Annotated in this window: 10 protein-coding genes; all 10 read left to right on the top strand. The window is 60.3% G+C overall.

The features are described 5' to 3' along the window. The first annotated feature begins 31 nt into the window (after window positions 1-31). Entirely contained in the window at window positions 32-997 is a 966-nt protein-coding gene (locus tag MF410_RS34225; protein WP_239621229.1) for a DUF1403 family protein, read from the top strand. A gap of 2 nt (window positions 998-999) precedes the next feature. Then, window positions 1,000-1,680: an SMC-Scp complex subunit ScpB gene (locus MF410_RS34220; protein ID WP_239621310.1), complete on the top strand. Its 681-nt coding sequence runs from the start codon at window positions 1,000-1,002 to the stop codon at window positions 1,678-1,680. 411 nt (window positions 1,681-2,091) lie between these two features. Then, complete coding sequence (dpdE, locus tag MF410_RS34215; RefSeq protein ID WP_239621228.1) at window positions 2,092-5,337, top strand: protein DpdE; 3,246 nt, start codon at window positions 2,092-2,094, stop codon at window positions 5,335-5,337. Between the two features lie 38 nt (window positions 5,338-5,375). Next, window positions 5,376-7,922, top strand: coding sequence for a protein DpdF (gene dpdF / locus MF410_RS34210; RefSeq protein ID WP_239621227.1), 2,547 nt, complete (start codon window positions 5,376-5,378; stop codon window positions 7,920-7,922). 5 nt (window positions 7,923-7,927) lie between these two features. Continuing rightward, window positions 7,928-8,824 (top strand): protein DpdG, encoded by an 897-nt coding sequence (gene dpdG / locus MF410_RS34205; protein ID WP_239621225.1) that lies wholly within the window; start codon window positions 7,928-7,930, stop codon window positions 8,822-8,824. Continuing rightward, on the top strand, window positions 8,824-11,946 hold the full coding sequence (gene dpdH, locus MF410_RS34200; protein WP_275593062.1) for a protein DpdH: 3,123 nt from the start codon (window positions 8,824-8,826) through the stop codon (window positions 11,944-11,946). Before dpdG ends, dpdH begins: the two co-directional genes overlap by 1 nt. Then, entirely contained in the window at window positions 11,943-12,677 is a 735-nt protein-coding gene (locus MF410_RS34195) for a hypothetical protein (protein WP_239621221.1), read from the top strand. The genes dpdH and MF410_RS34195 overlap by 4 nt, the downstream gene beginning before the upstream one ends. Continuing rightward, the gene (gene dpdJ, locus MF410_RS34190) at window positions 12,664-17,217 is read left to right on the top strand and encodes a protein DpdJ (RefSeq protein WP_239621220.1); all 4,554 of its coding nucleotides are present in this window, start codon (window positions 12,664-12,666) and stop codon (window positions 17,215-17,217) included. The genes MF410_RS34195 and dpdJ overlap by 14 nt, the downstream gene beginning before the upstream one ends. After that, window positions 17,214-17,753, top strand: a complete 540-nt coding sequence (gene dpdK, locus MF410_RS34185; RefSeq protein ID WP_239621219.1) for a phospholipase D-like domain-containing protein DpdK — start codon at window positions 17,214-17,216, stop codon at window positions 17,751-17,753. Before dpdJ ends, dpdK begins: the two co-directional genes overlap by 4 nt. After that, window positions 17,750-20,026, top strand: a complete 2,277-nt coding sequence (gene dpdD / locus MF410_RS34180) for a protein DpdD (RefSeq protein WP_239621218.1) — start codon at window positions 17,750-17,752, stop codon at window positions 20,024-20,026. The genes dpdK and dpdD overlap by 4 nt, the downstream gene beginning before the upstream one ends. The last annotated feature ends 87 nt before the right edge of the window (window positions 20,027-20,113 follow it).

Here is a 20,113-nt window from a genome sequence, read left to right as displayed (position 1 = left end):
GTAATGCTGGTAAAAACCGCGCGGGCAGTCTATGCTCCTTCGTATGGATTCGTTCACGACCGCCGCTGCAACAGCGCCGACATGGCCGCATCGCCTTCCGAGCTGGGCTCTCGCGCGCGGGCGCGACCTTAGTGAAGCCGATGCTGCTTTCGCTGCTGGTATCGCTCTGAAATCGCTCGATGATCTTATCTGTGCGGATCCTCCATGGCTTGGCTGCTGGCGCGATCGCCTCGCCCTCAAATCGGCCGCCGTCGCCGCCAGGATGCTCGGTCGCAACGAGGAGGAAAACAGCATTCGCGATGCGGTCCTGCTGACCGCCTCTGGCGACGATCCCGGACCGGCCGGAAAGCTGTTTCTTGCCACGCGAATGCTGATGCGCCGATCCGGGACGGTGACCACACCTCTCCTTAAGGAAGTCGTCGCGCTGCTGGGGATGAGGTGGGACGACAGCCTTGCCGTGCTTCCCGATATGATTGATACGGCGATCCAGTCCAGGCGCGCGGCACCGCTCGCAGTTGCCGAGCTTGTATCGGTAATGACGACCATTCGCCCGGACGCCGAGGTAATGGCGATTGGACTAGCCGAAGTGGTCCTGGCGCAGAAGCTGAATTGGCCTAAACCCGTACCACTGCTGTTGCCCGAACGCTATGGACCGGCTTTTCGGACGATCGGCGGCAGAGGCCGCGTCCGGCCAGGCGAGCCGGCTTATCCAAAAGCAATCTGCCTGGCCCTGGTCGACAGCGTCGAGGCAGCGCTGCGATCTGGTGGTGAAATCGACCGTCGCGCCGCGCGGCTGCTGGAAGTCGCGCCAAAACTCCGGACCAAGGGCGCCGAGCCGGTGATCCGTCGATTGCTTAGCGAAGACGCTATTCCGGCGTCTGCTCCAGGAAGCGATCTATCGCGCTGGGCGGCAAACCGTCTGTTCGAGCGCCTCGAAAGTCTTGAGGCTGTGCGGGAGCTCTCCGGCCGCTCTTCTTTCCGGAACTTTGGATTATGACGATGTCGGGAGCGAGCGCAAACAAAACCACTCGGCGGCAGCCGAAAGAGCGACAGCAAGAAGTCCTGTACGATCGCGAGCTCGAAGACCTGCCTGCAGAGCTGCGCTGGCGGGAATGGATGATGCGGGTGGAGGCGGTGATCTTTGCTTCGGCCGAGCCCGTCAGCCGAGAGACGCTGGCGCGGGTGGCAGGAAAAGATTGCAGCATCGATCTGCTGATCGACGATCTCATCGAGGAGCTTCGGGATCGGCCCTATGAATTGGTGTCGGTCGCCGGCGGCTGGCAGCATCGAACCCGACCGCGGTTCGCCGAGACGATCCGCGCTTCGTCGGCGCCGACGCGGGGAGGGGCTGCGGCGTTATCAGAATTCGAGGCGATGGTGCTGATGGCGGTGGGATATTTCCAGCCGGTGACCCGCGGCGAGCTGTCGAAGGTTTTCGGAAAAGAGATCAGCCGCGACACGATCGCAAACTTGCGCGGCGCGGGCTTCCTCGGCTCTGGGCCACGCAGCCCGACGCCAGGCGCACCCTACAGCTACGTGACGACGCCACACTTTCTCTCGGCCTTCGGGATGGAGACACTGCGCGACTTGCCGAACATCGAGGCACTTGAGGACGCTGGTTTGCTCAGTCGGACGGTGAAGGAGGAGGCACCACTCATTGCCGATGATGGTGAAGAATAATTTGAGCTGACGCGATCGGCTGTTTGGGTTCGGGCGCCCTCATGGTTCTTGCTCAAGGACAACCGGCGCGGGGTGATCGCGCAGGATAGTCAAGTGGCCGCCTAGCCGTGTGAATACCGGGCGATTTAAAGAGCGGTGTTGGACCGGGGACTGCAAATCTCCGTGGCGACAGATCAACCGTGTCTTAAGGAAATCGTACGCGAGGTTGATCGCACCCGCTTGTTGCCCGGCCAACGGCGGGCCTTCGATCCATGAGGCGCTTCTGACGATAAAGAAAGCGTCGAGAGTACCGGTCGGCCAGATTGTGTCTGTACAGGAAACGCCTGGGTTGCCGAACGAAGATTTTTAACGACTAAGCAGCGAATCATCGATTTAAATGAAATAAGACGTTGTAGTAGTTGGGGGGTGGTAGTGTTCGTTCAGTCGAACGGGGGCGAATATGCTGTGCTGGGTATCGGCAAGCTGGTCGACCGACGAGGGTCGCTCTGCTTCGTCGAGTATTTCGATTCACCTACAGCGGAGCCTATCGTCCATCAGATTGAGAGCGAACTGATCGCGCGAGTCACGCTTGCCGGACAGACCCGCATCTATCATTTCGACGAGCCAGCAGGCGCCTGGGAGATCGGTCGGTTGCTCGACGATCACGGTGACAGCCAACTCGTCCAGTTCCCGAACAGCAAAACAAAGCACCTGCAGGTCAATGCGATTTTCGTGCGTTGGGCTCGCCCGATCGAAGACCCGACGCTGTTCCTCGCAAACCGGATCAACGAGAGTCCGCGGTTTTCCGATGGACGTAGCGCGTTCGTCCGGTCGCAGACGAGGCAACGCGCAGCGTCAATGGGAATGTCGGCTCTCCTTGCATCGGCGATCGAACTCGAAGCGCACCAGGTGGAGGTCGTTCGGCGCATTCTGCAGGACCCCGTGCAGCGCTATCTGCTCGCAGATGAGGTGGGGCTGGGCAAAACCATCGAAGCGGGTGTGCTTATCCGGCAATGCATTCTTGATACGGAAAATAGATGCAGCATCCTCTTGATTGTGCCTCCTCCGCTCGCCGATCAGTGGCGATGGGAGCTCACAAACAAGTTTTTTCTCGGCCGCTGCTTGGATCACAGCATTCACATTGTTCCACTCGACGATCACGAGAGGATACGCGCGCTACTTCCCGGCGCGACCATGATGGTCATCGACGAAGCACATCATTTAACGAGGCAAAAGACGGGCATCGGCGAGGGGATATACGCCGATGTTGCGGCAGCGTCGCCCTCCATCGACCGTGTCTTATTGTTGTCCGCGACGCCCGCTCTCCACAATGAGCGGGGTTTTCTTGAGATGCTGCACCTGCTCGACTCCTCGACCTACCCACTGGGCGGTGAGGAAGCATTCCGCCAAAAGGTCGAAAGCCGCCAGGCCCTGGCTGAGATTGTGGCGGGTCTGACGGTCGAAAACGCGCTCTATCTAGATTACACGATTGACCAACTGGCCACCCTGTTTCCCCATGACGAGTTGCTGCAAGTGTATGCGGGGGATCTGCGTAGCGTCATCGACACGATGCCCGATGCTGACGATCCTGCACTCGTCAGGGCGATCGGACGGCTGCACGCTCATCTCAGCGAAGTTTACCGATTACATCGGCGTATCTTGCGCCACCGACGCCGGAGTATTGGGGGACTGACGCCCGACAGGTCTGGCGCAGAGATTGTCCGGTATCGCAGCTCTGATCGCGCAGCCTTGACGTCCGCTCTGGACGACTGGCGCTTCGATGAGGCGGTCAAACTCGACGCGGCAGGCTCGGAGGCGCTTTGGAGCGATCGCGTGAGTGCTTTCTGGGCCTTCCTTGAAGGCGCTTCGCAATATCCGGGGTCAGGGTCGGCGATCTCGGGGTATCTCGCCGACCAATCCATAGAGATCGGCGATTGCGAACGCTTGGCGGCCGTCAACCATTGCCTCGAGCGGGACGGCCTTTTCGAGGACCGCGCACGAGCGCTGCTCGAAGCCCTTGCTCCACTGGTGCGTAGTCGCACGCAGTGCGTGGTTTTCTGTTCCGACCCAAAGACTGCCGACGCCCTCACGCACCGCATCCGTGACGCGTTCAAAATCACTGTCGATCGACACGATCCAGACGATGATGCCTGGACAGCGTTCACAGCGGCGGCAGACCATCCGGTGCTCGTATGCGACCGACGTGCAGAGGAGGGGCTCAATCTCCAGGGCGGAAAGAAGGTAGTTGTCCATTATGATCTGCCACTCAACCCAAACCGGGTCGAGCAGCGTCTTGGGCGGGTCGATCGTTATGGATCCGGCGAAGCGGTTCGTTCGCTCGTACTCGCCTGCGAAGACGATCCGCTGGAAATAGCCTGGATCGACTTTCTCGACACCGCCCTACGGGTATATGACCGGTCGGTTGCGAGCCTTCAATACTTGATCGATCAAACGGTGCGCGGGATCGCGCGCTCCGTTTTCACGGATGGCGCCGAAGCTGTCGTCGATCTGACAGAGAGCGCCACGGGCGACCAGGGTTTCATCGAACGGGAGATCAAATCGATTGATCAGCAAGATGCCCTCGATGCCTTGGGAACGCCTTCGACCGATGCGGTCGATGAACTTTCGGATGTCGACGAGGATTGGCAGTCTATCGCAGGCGATACCGCAGCTTGGCTCGATCAGACCCTGCAGTTCGGGCGCACGGACGCAGCGCGCACGCCCGCAGGCGCCGGCGGGGCGGCACCATTTCGTTACGTCTACTCAACCTCCAATCCTCATACGTTGGTCTCGCTTCCGGCGTTTCTAGTACGGTGCGCGGATGCACTCGATCTGGAGTTAGGGTCGAGGAACGGGCGAGTGATCAGGACCATCCCCTACACATTCCGGAGACGCACCGCCCTCAGCAATGCCGCCCGCGTCGAAGGCGTTGGCCTGTTGCGCTATGGCGATCCCTTAATCAATGGGTTGACGGCGCTGACAGACGCTGACGACCGGGGCCGATCCTTCGCTATGTGGCGCTTCGTACCCGATCACATTGGCGATCCGCTTGCCGAGTTCTATTTCCGATTTGATTTCCTTTTGGAGGCCGACAGTGCCGCGGCGATGCGTGTGCTGGCAACGCACGAACGTGATACGAGCGCTGCCCGCGCCGCGGTTCGCCGCCGCGGCGACATTGCGCTTGCGCCCTTTTATCGTTCGATATGGCTCGATCGTGAACTCAACCCAGTGCATGATGACGCGCTATTGGCCAGCTTAGGGCGTCCGTATAGCGTCAAACCCGACCGTAACGGGGCACTCGATCTCAACCTCAACTCGAGGCGATGGCCGCGTCTCCTCCAACTGCAACTCCCGGAACTGGCCCACTGGAGAGAACTCTGCGAAAAGGCCAGAAGGACGGCGGAGGACGCGCTACGCTCAAATCCAGAACTCATAGCAAGCCTTGCCCAGGCGGAGCAGCGAGCAGCGAGGATCGATCAAGGGCGCCTCGGGCAATTGAAGGTGCGCGCCCGTGCAGAGACGGGCGCAGGGGATCGTAGGGAGCTTGCATTCGAGGAGCAACTCGCCGCCGAATTGCGGGCGGGCATCAATGTCCCTCGTGTCAGGCTTGATACAATTGGCGCAGTTTTCATCTCAGCGAGCCGATCAACGACCGACCAAATTGCGGGCGACGTCTGATGCCAGTGCATGATTTTGGAAGCCTGCAGGATGTTCTGTTGGACCTCACCAAGGTCGTTACCCGATCACCTACCACAGACGGCATTTTTGACAGGCTGTCCCAAGTGCTCCTGACCTCAAGGCAAGCGGGTCGGCTGGATAGTCCGTGCGATGCTATGGCGCTTTTCCGTCACGTGTTGCGCCGCCAGTCGCTTTGCGCAGGTCAGCCGGCCCAGTTGCGTGTACCGTCTCAGGCCGGTTGGCCCAATCGAGACGAATGGGCGGCCTTCGGCATTCGCGCCCACAGCGAAGCGAACGGACATTTCCTGATCGAAGCGAGGCCTTGGCGAGCTGCTTGGCTCGAGGATCGCGACAATCCGGTGTTCGAGGATGTCTTTGCCGAGCAGAACGTCCGCCTCGACTGGCAGCGACCGATCGACCCGTTTCTCGGCGAGGCGAGTGGCTTCGACACTTACGTTTCTCCGGGTCAGCGAGAAGCCGTGCGCAGCGCCTTTCTGCTGCCGCCCGGCGAGACTTTGTTGGTCGCTTTGCCCACTGGGTCGGGCAAGAGCTTCGTCGGCCAGGCCTCCGTGCTCGCGCGAGGCATGGAAGGCGGTCTGTCGCTCTGTATCGTGCCGACGACCGCGCTGGTCCTCGATCAAGCGCGGCAGATGCGGCAAATGCTCAAACGCCGTTACCCCCGCCGCGACGTGCCAGCACTTGCCTGGCATGCAGGTCTCCGCGCCGAAGATCGCGCCGCAATAAAATCCGCCATCCGTGAGGGTCGCCAAGGAATACTCTATTGTTCGCCCGAGGCTGTGACAGGCGCCTTGCTGCCCTCGCTCTATCATGCTGCTCGGGCGGGACTGATTTCATATTATATCGTCGACGAAGCCCACCTCGTGAGCCAATGGGGTGATAGCTTCCGCCCCGATTTCCAAATGCTGTCGGGCGTGCGCCGCGGACTGCTGGACGTATGCCCTGCGGGCCGGGAGTTTCGCACGCTCCTTATGTCCGCCACGCTCACACCTGACACGATCGAGACAATCGACGCGCTTTTCGGGCCGGCACGGACTGTCCACTTGGTTGCCTCGGTCCACCTCAGGCCGGAGCCACAATACTGGGTGCACCGTGAGGACGATCTCGAAGTCAAGGACCGTAAGGTTCTTGAACTTCTGCGCCAAGCGCCACGTCCGTTCATCCTTTATGTGACGAAGCGCGACGATGCGAAACGCTGGATCAGGCGACTGCGGAGCGAGGGTTATGCGCGCATCGATTGCTTTCATGGCGAGACACCAAACGCCGATCGACTGCGCATCATTGACGATTGGTCTGAGGCTCGCCTCGATGGAATCGTTGCCACCTCGGCCTTCGGTGTTGGCATCGATAAGCGCGACGTTCGAACCGTCATTCATGCCGCCGTGCCCGAGACGCTCGATCGTTTTTACCAGGAAGTGGGACGTGGAGGACGCGATGGATGCCCGTCGGCGTCGTTTCTCATCTATTCGCGCGAAGATCAGGAGACGGCCAACCAGATCGCGTCGCCATCCTTGATCAGCGACGATCTCGCGTTCGAACGCTGGTCAACGATGTATAGCGGCGCTAGGCACCTCGATACGGTGGGACGGTTGCTCGAAGTAGATCTGACGGCCGTCCCCCCGCGGCTCCGAAGGCAGTCCGACTACAATCAGGCGTGGAACATGCGCACGTTGATCATGATGGCGCGTGCAGGTATTCTGGATCTCGAATCGCTTCCCCCGCCCCGCACTGCCCTGCAAGAGGATGAAAGTGAAGGCGCTTTCCCGTTTGGAAGCGACGAGAATTGGTCAGAATATTTCAAGCGAACCGTAGTGAGCATGTCCGAGTTCGGCCATATGAGCCGAGAGCGTTTTGAGAGTCTGATTGGTAAGGAGCGGCAGCGTGCGTTCGATGCAGCGACCGAAAATCGCGCCTTGCTTGACCAATTGCTAGGCGGCGCCAGCGAGGTCTCCATCCTGCTGGACAAACTCTATCGCAGTAACGCACCGGGAAGGTCGGTTATCGTGTCGCGCGCGTGCGGAGGATGCCCAGTTCACAGACGGACCGCATCATTGGATGTCAACTATTCAGCGCCACCCGCATACGGCATCGAACATGTCGGTCACTTTGATCTCAGTCGCTTCATCGACCGGTTCCCGCAACTCGATCTTCGTGAACCCGTGATCATGCCCGTCCAAGAGCCTGTCGACGATGCGTCGCTGATCGGGCTGTTGCGCGATTTCGTTGCAATGTTTGGGGTCCGCGAGATCAGCATTCCGTCAGCATTCAGGCAGCGAAACAAGTCCCTGGCAAGCCTGCATAAGTACAGCGATGATCATGTTCTCTTGCTTCATTCGCTCGAAGAGGAAGCGTTGTGGCCATCCTCTTACGAACTCCCCAGGGTGACGCTCTGGTCAGGGAGCAATGATATGAAACTTGCGAAGGATTTGTTTATCATGAAGCGGCCGCTGCATGTCATTATTGCGCCGGCGTCAACACCGGACCCATGGAACGCTGCCCGCCGCATTGCTGATGCCGGCTCCAACGTGCTGACAATTGATCAATTCAAGCTGGGGGTTCAACGGTGAGTGTATTGAACCAGGCCAGTGACGGCCTCTACACTGTCTTGATCGTGCTGGTCCGTGCGGCGGTCCGATTTGGTCCACGCAGCCGCGAAGATTTGCTTCTGGCCTGTGGCGGTGCTGTGGATGCTGTTGAAACCAACCAGTTGAAGCAGACGCTCAACCGATGGACCGAACTCGGTTTATTTAGCGGGGAAGATGGCGCTGATGTGTGCATCGCCGAGCGATATCGCTCGGATCTTGGCAAGACGGCGGACGAGGCTGAACGACGGCTGCCGACGATCCTTCGGACCGTCGCAATGTTGGCTGAGAATAATGAGCGCTTCTGGGAGCGCGAACGGTCGAAGTCAGCCGACCTTTCTCGTGCCATTTCATGGATGCTTGCGCAGGACGTCTATGCGCTCGATGGCAATGTGAAGAAGCTTGCTGTGCTGGAGGAGGCGCAGATCGCGGACTCCACCAAGCAGACCATCGGGAAGAACGATACGCGATGGAACGGTCTGAAGGCCTGGATGATGTATTTGGGCTTTGCTCGGGACGGCATGCAGTGGGTCGTTGATCCCACTCATGCGCTGCGCGATGCTCTCCCCGATATCTTCGCGTCGCGCAAGGAGTTGTCGGCGCCGGCTTTCGTCGAGCGCGCCGCCGCCGTGCTGCCTGTATTAGACGGCGGCGCCTATAGGGTGCAGGTCGAGGCTGCGCTGAGGGATACCGCCTGGCCCCGGCTGCGGGCAGGCCTCGCCTCCTCGTCGTTGTCGCGCGCGCTTCAGCGCCTTGATAGGGAAGGTTTCATCACGCTTTCGGATCGAAGCGATACCGAAGGCGTGGTGTCGCTGACCGGCAGCAATGGGCGCACGTGGCGAGATGTCTCGCATATCGGCCTTGTTCAGGCAGGAATGGACCGGTGATGCTTGAAAGATACTGGCCTGCGGCCGACCAAGTTAACGCCTGCATCAAAAATGAAGCCGAAACGGCGGACGTTTCCGTCTTGCTCGCAGTTCATCAGCCAGCGCCGCTCACGACGCGAAATGCGGGCACGAATATTGAAAACCCTGCGTCAGAGCAAGAACTACTCGACGCCTTTCTTTCCGATGACGTTCCCGGCGGGTATCTGTTATTTCCAATAACCGGACCCTCTGGCGTCGGCAAGTCGCACATTATTCGATGGCTCGATGCGCGGTTGCAGCGATCGCCGCAGCGCAAGCGGCTCCATATCATTCGGATCCCCAAGAGCGCGAGCCTTCGCCGCGTCGTCGAATTGATACTGGAACCTTTGGCCAACGACTCGCGGTTTGAGCAGGCCCGATCGGAGCTCACCCGCGCGATTGCCGAAGTCGATAAACGCAAGGCCGTAGTCCTGTTCCGGGCACAGATCGAGAATGCGTTGGCAAGCCGGGCCGAAACACTAACGACCGAAATGCGCGAGCACAAGGAACGCGCTGCTGATTTGAGACCGCTCATCGGCCATGCACAGATGCTGCCCAAGCTATTCGGTGATGCGGCACTGAAGGATCATTTCGACAACGTCGTGCTCGCCAGAGTGGTGGCGCGTGCGTTGAAAGGCCGGGAGGACGGTGCTGAAGGCGACGAGACCCAGTCGCAGTTTTTCGTCGAAGATCTCGTCCTGCCCGATGACGTCGACCTCAACAGCGCGGCATTCGCGGTGAGGACCTATTATCAGACTCAACTCGCGGTACAGGATGTTCGTCGGCGCGAGATTGCGGTCGATTTGCTCAATAAGATCGTAGATACGGCGATCGGCAACGTATTCCAGCTTGAACAGAGTACTGGAGGTATCACCCTTCAGGATATCATCCTCGGGATCCGCGAAATACTGCTGAAGGACGAAATGGATCTCGTTCTGCTTGTGGAAGATTTTGCTGCGCTTTCGGGTATCCAGGACGTGCTTCTCAAGGTTTGCGTGCAGGAAGGCACGCACGACGGCAAAAAGGTACGTGCGACGATGCGCACCGCAATCGCGCTTACCGATGGCTACCTTGCATCACGCGACACCATTCTGACCCGGGCACAACGCGTTTGGGTTATCGGCAACCGCGAGCAGAGCGATGACGAGGTGAAGGCTGCTGCGGTCGAGATGGTCGGGGCCTATCTCAATGCCGCAAGGTGGGGTGAAGATGGGTTGCGCAAGCAATTCGGCCGACATAGTACGGGCGACGACGGTCTGGTTGGCTGGCTTCCGGTTTGGCACGACGAGGAACAGAGCGACGCTGAAGGCGAAGCCCTCAACGCCTTTGGATTCTCCACGCGCGGGCACCCGCTCTTTCCGTTTAACCGCTTGGCCGTCGAGCAACTGATCCAACTGCATCTCGCGGAAGCAAACAAGCTCGTCTTCAATCCGCGCCGTGTCATCAATGAAGTCCTCCGGCGTCCGCTGCTGATGCGGACCGCCTTTGTAAACGGGGATTTTCCACCGCCCGATTTTCATGGATTGCGCCCAAACGTCTATCTTGCCGGCCTTGTCCGACAGGCAGGCCAGACAGAGCAGGTCAAGCGGCGACTGGCGTCAGCACTGGCTGTATGGGCAGGCAACGCCGCCGACCAAGCCGCACTCGCGCACGTGCCTCCGGCGATTTTCTCGACATTTTCGCTACCTACGCCGGCCGAACTTGCGAATATCGCGTTTCGTTCAGAACAGAGCCCGGCAATCGAATCGACTGAACCAGCCAGAGGGAAGGAGCCAGCGCCGGCTCCTGCTCAGCACTTGCCGATCGCAGTTCAGCAGGACCCCCGCATTGCTACATGGTCGAAGCGGCTCGACGCTTGGGCGTCCGGAACGGAATTGGTGCAGACCGAAGCCCGGGAATTGAGAAATGCCCTGCTGGCAATGTTGAAGGGTGCGATCAACTGGCCGGCGCTGCGTATTCCTGAACAGGAAATCAAGCTCGCCTGGCTTTCCATTGCAGGCGCTCGCAATAACCCGATCGTGGGGCGAACCTTAATCGTGTGCGACCGGCATGACGATGAAGACGGTACACTGCGCGAGGGTTTTCTCGGTGCGTTGCGCTTCGGTTATAACGACCATCGCTGGGACTACCCCGAAGCAGATGTCGATTATGTTGCAAGTGCGGCGATCATCGATCGGCTGGTCGGACAATTGGTCCCGTTGCTTATCGCTGAGGCCAATGCGCAGACAGCGGTCATCGGCCGCGCCCTGCTCAATCAGTCGCGTATCATCGGCCTGTCACCTCCAGTTCGGCCAGCCGGTGCGGAACCGCTTCTGCGGGGCCTCTTCTCGCCGGCGCCCCAGATGGAGACGCAGGGGTTCGAAGAAAGTTGGGATCAGCTTCGCGCGCAGGCAACGGGGTCGACCAACGGACGGAGCACGCGCACGATCCTGCAAGAGCTTTTGCTCGATCGCACCGCCAGCTTCCAGGGAACCGGAAACAAGCCCTTCGCGATCGACAGCCCTCGGTTACTTGACGTGCTTGCCGGGGATCCGCCAACAGGGCCGCTTCCGGACGGCCTTCCCGAAGAGGCGCGAACCTTCATTCCAACCATGTCCGATGCGCGCATCTGGGGAAGATTGCAGTCGGTCATAGCCAAGCTTCGCACCTTTCGCAGCGAGATCGCCGATTATGTCGATGACAGCTTCGACAAGAACGCTTTTGTTGCAGATTTGCGCGACATCATCACACTGCTGCAGAAGACCAATTGCTGGCCGGACGATGTCACAATCAAGAACAGCGAACTCGACAGTCGCATAACAGAGTTCCAGACCAGTCGCTTCGTTGACCTGGTGGAAAAAACGGCGGTCATCGTCGATGAAGCAGACCGTGAGCAAACCCCCAAGTTGCTGAACGCGCTTGGGTCGCTCGATCTCGGATTGATTCAGCGCACCATGTCGTTCCTGACCCTCGCAAACCAGATCGTGTCGAAAGCTGAACCACGTGTCACGCAGCAGGAGGCGGTTCGCGGCCAATCGGATCCCCACTCGGTTGCCGCCGAGATTACTGCTCTGCTCAAAGGCGTTAGCGGAACGTCATACGGCGCAACGGAGGCTGCCGAATGAAAATTTCGCTCCCCGCGCGCACCAAGGCACTTCGCGAACGTCTGGTCGCGCTTGACTTGCTTGGTGCGAATGTCAAGGAAACGGGGCTGCTTGAGGACCTGCGTACGGACCTCGCGCCGCTTGCGGCTGAACTCAGCCGCGCCCTTGACCAGCGCGCGCTGCTGCTTGGTTCGGGAATCGAAACGCCCGAACCACCCTCGCTTAGAACAGCACGCAAACGGGCTGCGACACTGCTCAATCGCTTTAGCGCGGAGCGAAAAGCAGCCGTGTTAAAAGAGCGCACTGGTTGGGCCAGCCTGCTCAAGGAGATAAAGGCAGCCTCGACGGACGTCTCTGCGGCCGTCGTGGAAGCCTGGAAGGGATATAGGCACACTGTGTTTACCGGCGAGTTGCCAACATTGGTGAAAGGCCGCATCGCCTTTACGCCAACGAACGATGCGGCGTTCAAGACCTACGAACAACTCCACCAAACGTTCCGAGGAGAGTTCGACAAACTCCCGGCGGATGCGGCAGCGATCGAACGGGTGAAGGCGCTGGCGGCTCGACTAACCGCGACGGCGAAAGAGTTCGACTTCGATGTGCCGGTCGACGTAAAACGCTTTCTAGAGGCCATCCAGAGTGGCGGAGCGAGGCTCGACCTGTTGACCGAAGCGGTGCTTGAGTGGCTCAACGAGAATAAAGCGTTTGGGAACTACCGTATCGTGCCGGGGAGTGCCGATGGAAGCCGATGAAGCGCTCCTGATCGCCGCGCTCGACGAGATCGAGCAACGTGAGGCCCGGCTCTTGACGTGGGGCTTGGTCGATGGCCACGTTTCTGCGGGTGAACTGCACGGAATTATCAATGCACTGCTCGACGATCCGAATTTGGGCGTCGGGGTCTCGTTTGCGGATGCGGGCCAGGTCATCGGCGCGCTGATCGATCGCGCTCTGCTGTTCGATATCGGTGAGGAGCCGGGTTTGCGATATCGGTCGCGGATGGCCGAGGGCGTACGTCTCCTGTTCCGGCTGCGACAACTCTTTCCGCAACACCGCGGACCGATCGGCTGGCAGACCGCGCCGACCCTCGTTGCTGACTTTCGTTTCATCTGGCGGCGGCGCCGATATCCACGGCGCGAAATCGACTCGGCGACTGCGCTATCGACGATAGCGTCTGCGACGCCCGACCAAGCCGCGAGGGGCGCCCTGTCGGCGCTCATCGACAGCTATGGGCCAAGATTCGCGCTAGCAGGCTTTCAGGTCGCGGCCGCTGCGAGGATCCTTGGAAGCTTTGAAGCCGCCCAATCGACAGCAACGCTCGTCAGCGCCGGCACCGGTAGCGGCAAGACTATGGCCTTCTATCTTCCCGCTCTGTCGCGGATCGCTTCGCACATACAGCGAGATGCCGTCGGCGACCGGTGGGTCAAGGTCCTCGCCCTTTATCCCCGCAACGAACTCCTCAAGGACCAATTCGCCGAGGTTTACGGCCAGGCGCGCCGTCTCGATCCCCTGCTTGCCGGGCGCGGGCGCAGGAAGATCCTAATCGGCACTTTTTTCGGCCCTACGCCTTGGTCCGCCGAAAAAGCGCACGAGGCGCGCAGCGGTTGGCGACAAACCTCTGACGGTCTCGTCTGTGAATATCTTCGTTGTCCCGAGACGGGTTGTGGCGGCGACATGGCGTGGCGTGACGCGGACCGACGAACCCGGCGTGAGCGCCTCGAATGCCTAGCGTGTTCCGCCGCCATTGAGAGCGATGAGATCATTCTCACACGTGAGCGGTTGAAGACTGAGGCGCCCGACATTCTGTTCACCACGACTGAGATGCTCAACCAGCGCATGGGCGACGACAATTTCCGGCATCTGTTCGGGATCGGTGAGCGTGCGCATCGGCCGGCGGAGATGATGCTACTCGACGAAGTCCATACTTATGCTGGCAGTTCCGGCGCTCAAGTCGCTTTCCTCTTGCGTCGATGGCGGCGTCTCCTGCGGCGGCACGTCACCTTTGTCGGCTTGTCTGCTACGCTCAAGGACGGTGCCCGTTTCTTCGCGCAATTGACTGGCCTGTACGAACAGGCGTCGGCTGAAATCACCCCGTCCAATAATGACATGATCGCGGAAGGCGCCGAATACCTGCTCGCGCTGCGGGGCGATCCCGTGTCGCGAACCGCCCTGCTTTCGACGACGATCCAGACAGGAATGCTTCTTTCCCGGCTTCTCGATGCGCCTGATGAACAGAAAAGCGAAGGCATCATTGGGGAGCGCGTATTTTTGTTCACCGATGACATCGATGTGACCAACCGCATGTATTTTGCCATGCTCGATGCCGAAGGCCGTCGCAGCAATCGCTCATTCGACATGGCGAACAAGCCGGATGGGGGCCTCGCTTCGCTGCGACGTCCGCTGCCGGCCCAGCACCGAAAGCTGCATGGCCAGGATTGGGAGGCTGTGGTCGAAATCGGCCACACGCTCCAGTCGCAGGATCGCAAGGCGGTTGGTCGCGTAATGTCGATGGATCCGGGCGTCGGCAACAACCTGGATATCATCGTAGCGACCGCCTCGCTCGAGGTTGGATTCAATGATCCGCGCGTCGGCGCGGTCATACAGCACAAGGCACCGCGCGACGTCGCGCAATTTCTCCAGCGAAAAGGTCGCGCTGGCCGATCGCGCCAGATGCGACCCTGGACAGTCGCCGTGCTGTCCGATTATGGCAGGGACCGACTTGCCTATCAGGGCTATGACCTGCTGTTCGATCCGGAGTTGCCGCTGCGTACACTGCCGATCGCAAATCGCTATGTGATGCGCATTCAGGCCGTCTATGCGACTTTCGACTTTCTCAGCCAGATGCTGGGCTCTGCTCGCCCTGGGAGCGTGTGGCGGGACCTATCGCGCAGTAGCAACGACGCCTACGATCGGGCGCGGCAGACCGCGCTCGCCGCACTCATCCGTCGCATCCTGACCATACCAGCGGAACTCGACCGTTATGCGGCCTATCTCGCCTCGGCGCTGAAGGTAGATGAAAGCGCGATCACACCATTGCTCTGGGACCACCCTCGGCCGCTGATGATGCAGGTCCTGCCAACGGCCCTTCGCCGTCTCGAGACCAACTGGCGCGCCGGGGGGCAGGCAGGCGAGGATTATCAGGTCTCCAATTCACCTCTCCCTGAATTCGCGCCGGCAAACCTGTTCAGCGACCTCAATCTTCCCGAAGTCGATATCGTGCTGCCGCAACCCGGCAGCGCAACGCCCGAGCGGGCTGCGATGCCGATCGCACAGGCCCTGCGCGAGTTCGCGCCCGGCCGCGTGTCGCGGCGATACGGCATCAGTCATGCATCCGAGCGTCATTGGTTGTGCCCGCCTCTTGATCAGAACCGCGCACAGGCAGTGCCGCTCGAACCGCTCGCCCGTCTCGACTACCTTGGCGATTGGCGGATTACTGAGGCCGGTTCGGTTCGGCTGGTTCCCGTGTATCGGCCGCGGGTCCTCCAGGTCCAACCACCACCAAACACGGTGGTCGATACGTCCAACGCCCGCCTTCGTTGGCGCAGTCAGATCGTCGCCCGCAATCAAGGTTTGGTGCTCGATCCGCCGCGCGGTGGTCCCTGGACCTCGTTGATCGAAGATGTCCGGTTCTACTCGCATGAAGGACTGAACCCGATCGAGGTCCGCCGGATGGCGCTCGGGAGCGACGCGGGCATTCGCTTTCGCGATGGCGTATCACTTCCCAAGGAGTTCCACTTCGAACTGGATGGTGAAGCGGTCGCCCTAGGGTTCAGGCTCGCAGTCGATGCTATGTGCGTGCGCTTGCGGTTCCCCGAAGCCCTGTGGTCAAACCTCGGGCCGGAGTCAGACCCGCGTTACAGGGCAATGCGGACAGCGCGGTTCCACCATCAGGCATTGCATGGACCGCTTGCCCAACGAGTAGAAAACCCGTTCGCGCGCGAATGGCTGGCGCACCTTATGCTCGCAACCCTTAGCAACGAAGCGATCGCGCGTGACATTACGTTGAGGGAAGCGGCGGTACAACTGGCGTCCGGAAATGCCGAACTCGACCTCGACCAGACGCTCAATATCCTGTTTCAGTCTGCAATCGTCGACGATGCGAATGCGCAAGGCAACCAGCAGGATAAGCTGCGCCAAGATATCGCCCGCCTGCTCGCTGACCCGCAAGTGGTGGCTGGCCTGTTCGACTTGGCAGAAATACTATGGACGCCGATCAACGCGAGTTGGGAGCCATGGCTGCGGGAGCGATACGCTTCGACCATTGGCGCGGCCGTGCTCAGCGCCATCGCCAGCTTATGTCCGCAGATCGATAGCGACAGTTTGATCCTCGATGTCACGGCAGGGGTTCGCGAAGATGATGACGTGCACGCCGGCACGCCCGATGGTGAGATTTGGATCAGCGAGATGGCGCCGGGCGGCAACGGACAGATCGAAGAGGCGCAGCGCCAATACGGCGAGGACCCGCGGCGGTTCTTCAGCCTGATGACGGCGGCTCTACGCGACAATGATTTTTCGCTCAGCGATCATCAACTCGTTCGTTTCCTCGCGTCGGTCGTGGACGGGGATAGCGATGGTCCATTGCCAGCCGCAACGCGCGCGTTCCGCCAGGCCTCGGGCGCGGTGGAAAGCCATGCGAGCTTCGCCGCGTTGCGCCACGCGCTCGCGGATGATGGATTCGTGACCTTTCATGCATTCATCGTCGCGCTCGCCAACCGCATCCTGCGGCCCGGATCGAGCGGCGACAGCGATGCCTTTTTCCTCGGTGCAGTCCGGTTGTGGGACGCCCAGGAAGCGCGGCTTGGCATCGAGTTGGACGCCCGCGTGCTCGCATACCGTCTCGCGCGATCCGACGATATTGACGCAGCCCTTGCCCTGGCGGGCATCGATACGCCGACGATCAATCCGGATCAGTGGCGATACGGCGTGATTTACGGGCTGCTCTGGCCGCGGGGCGCCCATATCCGGCAATCGGGTCTTCGACCCTACTCGCCATTTGCTGATCTGCCGTCGACTGATCCCCTGCTGGTACGAACCTATCTAGCGGAGGACGCTGAGATCGTTGATCTGGAAGCGGATGGCTGGCAGGAGGTTTGTCTTGATCGCCTTGCGACTATCGGCGCGGCGACCTTGGTTTGCCCAATGGTAGCTTCACCTCGTCTGGCGGATGCTTTAAGCTTTCTGGCGACCAATCCGGTGCAGTCCGCCTATCTGTCGGTGTTCGGCCGCGTACGGGCTGTGCGACGGGTGGAGAACGCCTTCCACGTAGATCTTGATGTGGCGGAGGCGCTACAATGAGCTTCGAAACACGACGTATTTTCAAGAGCGCGGTGACGAGCCAGAATCTCATTCGTGAACTCCTTCAAATAATGTTCCTCGGCGAACTCCTAGCGCCGGGCGGAGAGCGTGCATGGTTGGTCAGCCCGTGGATCAGCAACGTGGTGCTATTCGACAACCGCGCAGCCGGCTTCGGTTCGATCAATCCGGAGTGGGGCACCCGCGAGATCAGACTGGTTGAGGTTTTGACCGACGTCATGGCGCGCGGCACGGCCGTCGGCATCACGACCAGCCTTGACGATCATAACGAACCGCTCATAGATGCACTCACAATGGCGGTCGAGGAGGCAGGCCTCACGGACAAGTTGCGCGTTGTCCGGCGACAGCATCTCCACATCAAGGGCGTGTTATTCAAGCGAGGCCTTCTCACCGGGTCGATGAATCTCACCTACAACGGCCTCGAATTGAACGACGAGATGGTAGTTTACGACACAACGCCGAAGACACTCGCCGAAGCGCGGATCAATTTCGAATCCTATATAGGCGCGGTCGCATGATCGAGCATCTGCCCGAGAATGAGCAAACGTGGCTCGAGACCTTCTTCGCACTTCCAAACGAATTAAGTTGGACGTCGCTTCTCAACGGTTCCGCGCCTGCAGAACAGGCGGATCAGGTTCGGCGATGGCTTGCCAATCTGACTCATGATGGTGCCAACGCGCCGCTGGTTTTGCCGTTCGCGCGCGGCGGTGAGGTGATGGGTTGGTACGCCACCACGCAAGGCGTGGCCGGGGGAGATGAACTCGGGGAGGAACTTAAAGCGTGGCTGGGATCATGGCTCAGCCGCTTCGAGCAAGTCCCGAGTGATGCCTCCGATCGCATGGCGGTCGCGCTTCGCGGCCGATTCGGTGGGGCGGTTTACCGCTTCACCGGACCCGATGGCGCAGCAAGGCGGGCGATCGCTGATCGCCTAGGCGATTGTGCCGTGCTTCTCGGAAGAAAGCCGACGGTGACCCGCGTGCAGATTCGTCCGGTCGGAGCGATCCGTGGCGACTTCGAGCGCGCGCTGCTGGCGGGCGACGAGGCGCAGGCGGAGGCAATGATCGCCGAGCTGAAACAGACCGGACGCCTCAACGAAGAAAATCTCAAATATCTCGACGTGCGGCTGAGCGCTGGTCTCGGCCTCTGGCCGCAGATCGCACGCGATCATTGGCTCATCAAGACGCTCTCGGAGCTTGCCCTTCCTCCGCAAATTCTCGCAGATCTGATCGAGGCGCTTTACCGCACCTATATCGACGAGGCAGAGACGGGTGGTGATCCCGTTGCTCTACGCATTGCCTTCGCAGATCATATCGCAACACCCTATCCCAAATTGTTTGCATCGCGTCGGGGCATTCGTACACCACGCGTTGTCAAGGCCTTCGCGCTGTTCGAGCAGTCGCAACCGAGCCCCGACCCGGCGATCGTCGCGTCGCTCCTCGCGCTGTTGCCTGCGGGAACGGACACCGGCTTGTTCGAGTTGGCTCCCGTAACAGAGGCTAAGTCCCCATCTGCCACAACGTTGGACGAGGCGGATGAAGCCTATGACGACAGGCAGATCGATCGCGCTTTCGAATTTTACTTGAGGCTGCCGCCGAGCAAGAAGACCATCAGCAGGTTGGTGTCCTGCCTGGATACGATCGGAACCGACGTCGCGCGAGATCGGCTTCTTTCGCTGCTTGACGGCTCCGATCCGGAGATCCTCGCGTCATTAGCACCCGCCGTTGCCGGGAAAATCGAGAGCCTGAGACTGTCTCAAGCATTCGGCTTAGCGCCGGCGCCAGCGCAAACCGGACCCACCCCCGGGGAGGCGCTAAGCCCCTGGCTGCGGTGGGCGCAGCAGTTGCAGGCGAGACGAAATCTGGTCGCCGCCGAGCGCGAGGCGCAATCCGCGCCGACCAACTGGGATGTATCGGAGATAAGAGCAAGCCCTGCGCTCGCCCAGCAGTTCGCCGACACCATCGGTGGCCTGGACGGCGAAGCCGGCGCGATTGCCCGCGCTGCCGTTCCGCAGATCCTCGCGAGCTTTTTTCCCGATACCATGGAGGTGTCCCCTGCGGCGAAACCCATCGCATCGTTGTTGTTCATGCTGATCGCGATCAGTGATACGCTGTCGCGCACCGATGTCGACCTACTCGCACAGTTGACGACACTTCTCATCGAGCAGGGATTGTCATCATCCGAGTACGTGTCCTTGATGAATGATCTCGAAGATGTCCAGAAGAGGATTGGCTCCTACGCTTATCTGCCGTGGAGCCTTGATGTCGCGGAGGCCCTCGCGATCCTCCCTTGCCCGTCCGATGAGGCCCGCGACGCCCGTCTCAGACTGTTTCTGCAGGTGCTCGGTCAAGCCGCCGGTTTTGCTCATCGGCTGGCCCCGGCAGACTTTGTTGCGGTTGACACGCTCGCAAAAGACTATGGCGTCGACCCCGACGCCGCCAGCGCCCTCAAGCGCGAGCAGCGCGCAGATGATGTCGGCTCCGCTTCTCTCCCTAACCTTGAGGGGAAGACAATCGGTATTTACACGCTGGCTGAAGCGGCCGGAAGCCGAGCGAAGGTGGCGCTCGAAAGCCTATTCCCAGGCTGCAAGGTAGTCGTGAATTCAGACCTGGTTGCAACCAATCAGCTGACGAATCTCGCAAAGGCTGCCGACCTGTTCGTCTTCGCCTGGAAGAGCAGTAGCCACCAAGCCTTCTATTGCGTGAAGGATGCGCTTGCCGGCAAAGAGCCGATCTGGGCGCCCGGCAAAGGAACGGCCAGCATTTTGCGGGCAGTTCTCGATCGGCTCAATTGACCCAAGAACCATTCGTTGATCGACCTCCGAGCCGGTTGATCGATCGGCAATTGAGCATTTCAAATTTCGCGGTGGGCCTCATCACTC

Source organism: Rhizobium sp. C104, assembly GCF_022354505.1.
Lineage (GTDB): Bacteria > Pseudomonadota > Alphaproteobacteria > Rhizobiales > Rhizobiaceae > Rhizobium > Rhizobium redzepovicii.
Note: the sequence above shows the minus strand (reverse complement) of the source record. Positions and strands in the feature narration are given on the sequence as shown.

Coding starts and splice junctions, on each gene's coding strand:
- MF410_RS34225 (WP_239621229.1), top strand. CDS start 32: ATGCTCCTTCGTATGGATTCGTTCACGACCGCCGCTGCAACAGCGCCG.
- MF410_RS34220 (WP_239621310.1), top strand. CDS start 1,000: ATGTCGGGAGCGAGCGCAAACAAAACCACTCGGCGGCAGCCGAAAGAG.
- dpdH (WP_275593062.1), top strand. CDS start 8,824: ATGCTTGAAAGATACTGGCCTGCGGCCGACCAAGTTAACGCCTGCATC.
- MF410_RS34195 (WP_239621221.1), top strand. CDS start 11,943: ATGAAAATTTCGCTCCCCGCGCGCACCAAGGCACTTCGCGAACGTCTG.
- dpdJ (WP_239621220.1), top strand. CDS start 12,664: ATGGAAGCCGATGAAGCGCTCCTGATCGCCGCGCTCGACGAGATCGAG.
- dpdK (WP_239621219.1), top strand. CDS start 17,214: ATGAGCTTCGAAACACGACGTATTTTCAAGAGCGCGGTGACGAGCCAG.
- dpdD (WP_239621218.1), top strand. CDS start 17,750: ATGATCGAGCATCTGCCCGAGAATGAGCAAACGTGGCTCGAGACCTTC.